Genomic DNA, 3664 nt, shown 5'->3' with positions numbered 1-3664 from the left:
ATCCTATAGCAATCATGAAATGTGCCATCCATCGGTATTTTCCTCTAGGATAAATAAATTTTTGGAATACTATGTTTTCTACTGATTCTCTAGTAGCAAACCAAAAATGAGAGAATACTTTTCCGGTGAATAAAAAAGAGATTCCTCTTTTAAAATACATCCAAGTAGGAGGTCGTTGTAACCAAATAGTATAGCGATAGCAAATCCCGAAAAACGCAAATACAGTACCAAATAAGTAGGTAATAAGTGCTGCATCAAAATTTTGTAATTCTCTAGAACCATAAAAAACTAATGCAATCATTAGTGTAGACATTATTGTTGCAATAAGTAAAGCTTTTGTGTTATATTTTCTGTCTTTCATTTGAAATGGAATTAATTCATTGTAGTAACTTTTAATCTAACTTAGAGGAGAAATAATTACTTAGAACCATATACTCGTTTTAAAAAAGTAAAAGTAAGTAAAAAATAAGTAAAAATACTTAATCACAAGTTTAAAGTAGTAATATTTAAATCTTTTATAATAGTAAATGCTATTATTCTACAGTAAAAAGTGTCCATCTTTAAGGGTAATGGTGTTTAATTATAAAAAATGAAAAGAAAGGTGACTTTTCATAAGTTACTAGGCTGTAATTTATTTTCTATTACTAAATTTTTCAAATGGTTTACGTAAAATTTAGTAATAGAAAAAAGTGTAAGGATATTTATAAAACGCAATCAAAAATAAAACTTTGGATAGCTACTTGCGCTTGTTTAATTATTACATATATGAAAAAATCCGTAAAAATTGGCTTGTAAATTAATTGTATTTTATAATGATTGCGGTATTTTAACTAACCATTTTCAGTGCATTCCCTAAACAAAAAAGGTTGCTTGAAAATTTTCAAGCAACCTTTTTGTTTTTCTCAATCCTAAAACGTTTTTAAGGATGACTATTTTTATCAAGATAGTTTGTTCCTTTGCTGATTTCTAACTTGGTAGTATATCCGTCTCCGTCATCATCAGTGTCTAAGAAATTAGGGATTCCATCTTGATCTGTATCATCAAGATTTGCAGGGGCGGTAGGGTAAGCAACTGTGTTTCTATAATCTGTCATGTAACCATCGTGATTCAAATCTTCATTGATTGAAAGAATACCATCATCATCTTGATCCATGCGTTGTAATTCATATAATTTAAAACTAAAAACTAATGGAGTGTAAGAAGGGATGTTGGAACTGCCTTCAGAGTAATAAGCTAAGCCAGAAGGGATGAAAATCACACCCGCTCCAAAGTCGCTATATACAACCGTTCCATTAGGTCCATCTGCATGAGTACCAGTTTTGAATTGAGGAAAAATCTCTGACCATCCTCGAATCACATTATACAAATTAGACATTTGTTCAGGATATTTGATTTCCTCAAATCGTGTTGCTGTTATAATTTTTGTATCTAAAATATCAGATGTTAAGTAAGTCCCATTGTATGAGGTTAATACGTTGTCAACGTTAGTTGGAGAATTACCAGTTCCTTCTCTTAAAACTAAATAATAGATGGAATAAGTAATACCGTGAAGAGGAACGTCTCTTTTTAGTAATTTTGGAAAATCTGCATTGTTCAAGTAAGTCATAATTGGCTTTTGTGAACCACCATCAGGAATAACAGTAATCACCACATCTTGATCGGTTTGATCACCAGGTTCATTAGTGATATTTATATAATGTGAGTTTAGGTAGGTTTCGATTAACGTGTTATCGGCTGTAAATTGTTCTTGAAAATCGCGAAGAGGAACTTCTTCATATGAGTTATCACTACTAGAACAAGAAAATAATAGTATTGTTGTAATTGATAAAATAAAATAAAACCTAAATTTGTTCATTATAACTGATTTTTAAGTGCGCAAGATACAATATTGATTTATTTTTGTAAACTATTTAACTTCGATTTTACAATTATTATGCGAATAGACAAATATTTATGGTGTGTCCGATATTACAAGACTCGAAACATGGTGACAGAAGCTTGTAAAAAAAATCATGTAACTGTAAATGGTCAGGTAGCTAAACCTTCAAAAGAAGTGTTTCCAACCGATAAAATTACTTTTAGAAAAGATCAAATCACCCAAATTATTACCGTACTTGATATTCCAGAAAACAGAGTAGGAGCTAAGTTGGTAGATGTTTATAGACGGAACGATACACCTGCTGAGGTTTATCAGCATTTAGAACTTTTGAAGTTGTCAAAAGATCATTACCGTAAAAATGGAACAGGCAGACCTACTAAAAAAGACCGAAGAGATATTGATGAATTTGGTAATGCAATTAATGATGATGAGTCTGAGGTTGAATAACAATTTGAAATAATTAACTTGAAAAACAATTATAATGAGTAAAAATATTATCCTGACCCATCAGGAAATTAACCATAAAATAAAAAGAATTGCCTATCAAATATATGAAACCTTTGTAGATAATGACGAACTAGTTCTAGCAGGTATTGCTCCTAATGGTTATGTGCTTGCAGAAAAAATCGCTCAAGAATTACAAAGTATTTCTGGTTTGAAAATTAGTCTTTGCGAAGTATATATAGATAAGGAAAAACCTGAAGCAACTATTACTACCTCAATAGCAAAAGAAGGGTATGCAAATAAGGGATTGGTATTAGTTGATGATGTATTAAATTCTGGAACGACATTGATTTATGCAGTAAGACATTTTTTAGATGTTCCTTTGAAGAAATTCAAAACTGCGGTACTTGTGGATAGAAATCATAAAAAATACCCTGTAAAAGCTGATTTTAAGGGTATTTCTCTTTCTACTTCGTTATTGGAACATGTTCATGTCGTTTTTGACGAAAGCGACAATAGTCATGCTTATTTAAGCTAAGACTTCTTCTACAGCATTTACAATTTGCTCAATAGACTGATTATCGACAGATACAGTGTATTGGGCTTTGTTGTAATAGAAACTTCTTTCAAATAGATGCATTGCAATAAATTCCTTCATCTCCTCATCCGTTTTAGTGGCTATTAAAGGTCTTTTTTCTTTCTCTAAGACTAAGCGGTTGAATAAAGTGTCAATTGACGCTTTAAGATAAATAGAGATCCTGTTGTCTCCTGTTAATAGTTCATGGTTATTTGCATAGCAAGGTGTGCCTCCACCTAGACCAATGATTAAATCATCTGAATTGTTTAATAATTCTAAAAAAGATTCGTGTTCTAGTTTTCTGAAATAGATCTCTCCATGCTTGTCAAATATGGCTTTAATGCTTAATTCAGCTTTTGTTTCGATATAATGGTCTAAATCTATGAACGGAATTTGAATAGAATTGGATAATGAATTCGCGATTGTTGACTTTCCAGAGCCCATATAGCCCAATAGTATAATTTTCTTCATATAGTAAAACCTTATAAGTTAAGGTATTAAGTTTTTTTATTTAAAAAAGACAAATTTAAACTATTTTTTCTTGCAAAACTCTAAATAAAGTCCTTATATTTGCACCCGCATTCAAGCAAAGAAATTATGACTCGATAGCTCAGTTGGTAGAGCACATCACTTTTAATGATGGGGTCCTGGGTTCGAGCCCCAGTCGGGTCACAAATTAGTGATCAACACATAATTTACTTGAAAGCATTGACTCGATAGCTCAGTTGGTAGAGCACATCACTTTTAATGATGGGGTCCTGGGT

At 31.5% G+C, this 3664-nt stretch carries 4 protein-coding genes, 1 tRNA gene and 1 pseudogene; 3 read left to right on the top strand and 3 right to left on the bottom strand.

Annotated elements, in window-relative coordinates:
* Positions 1 to 361: pseudogene (locus tag WBQ70_RS10660) on the bottom strand (MFS transporter); the annotation flags it as partial.
* 558 nt (positions 362 to 919) lie between these two features.
* Positions 920 to 1855, bottom strand: coding sequence for an FKBP-type peptidyl-prolyl cis-trans isomerase (locus tag WBQ70_RS10655; protein WP_423913902.1), 936 nt, complete (start codon positions 1853 to 1855; stop codon positions 920 to 922).
* Between the two features lie 78 nt (positions 1856 to 1933).
* Here WBQ70_RS10655 and WBQ70_RS10650 point away from each other — a divergent pair, with 78 nt between their 5' ends.
* Both WBQ70_RS10650 and WBQ70_RS10645 read left to right on the top strand, forming a co-directional pair.
* Positions 1934 to 2326, top strand: a complete 393-nt coding sequence (locus WBQ70_RS10650; protein WP_423913899.1) for an RNA-binding S4 domain-containing protein — start codon at positions 1934 to 1936, stop codon at positions 2324 to 2326.
* A 34-nt stretch (positions 2327 to 2360) separates the two neighbouring features.
* Complete coding sequence (locus tag WBQ70_RS10645) at positions 2361 to 2861, top strand: phosphoribosyltransferase family protein (protein ID WP_423913896.1); 501 nt, start codon at positions 2361 to 2363, stop codon at positions 2859 to 2861.
* On the opposite strand, the gene WBQ70_RS10640 is transcribed toward WBQ70_RS10645, so the two are convergent.
* The gene (locus WBQ70_RS10640; RefSeq protein ID WP_423913893.1) at positions 2853 to 3371 is read right to left on the bottom strand and encodes a shikimate kinase; all 519 of its coding nucleotides are present in this window, start codon (positions 3369 to 3371) and stop codon (positions 2853 to 2855) included. The genes WBQ70_RS10645 and WBQ70_RS10640 overlap by 9 nt on opposite strands.
* 128 nt (positions 3372 to 3499) lie before the next feature.
* Here WBQ70_RS10640 and WBQ70_RS10635 point away from each other — a divergent pair.
* Positions 3500 to 3572 (top strand) — tRNA-Lys (locus WBQ70_RS10635).
* Positions 3573 to 3664 lie beyond the last annotated feature (92 nt).

Source organism: Flavobacterium sp., from assembly GCF_049590715.1.
In the GTDB taxonomy this organism is placed as follows: Bacteria; Bacteroidota; Bacteroidia; order Flavobacteriales; family Flavobacteriaceae; genus Flavobacterium.
The sequence above is the reverse complement of the archived record's forward strand: the minus strand, read 5'-3'. Positions and strand labels throughout refer to the sequence as shown.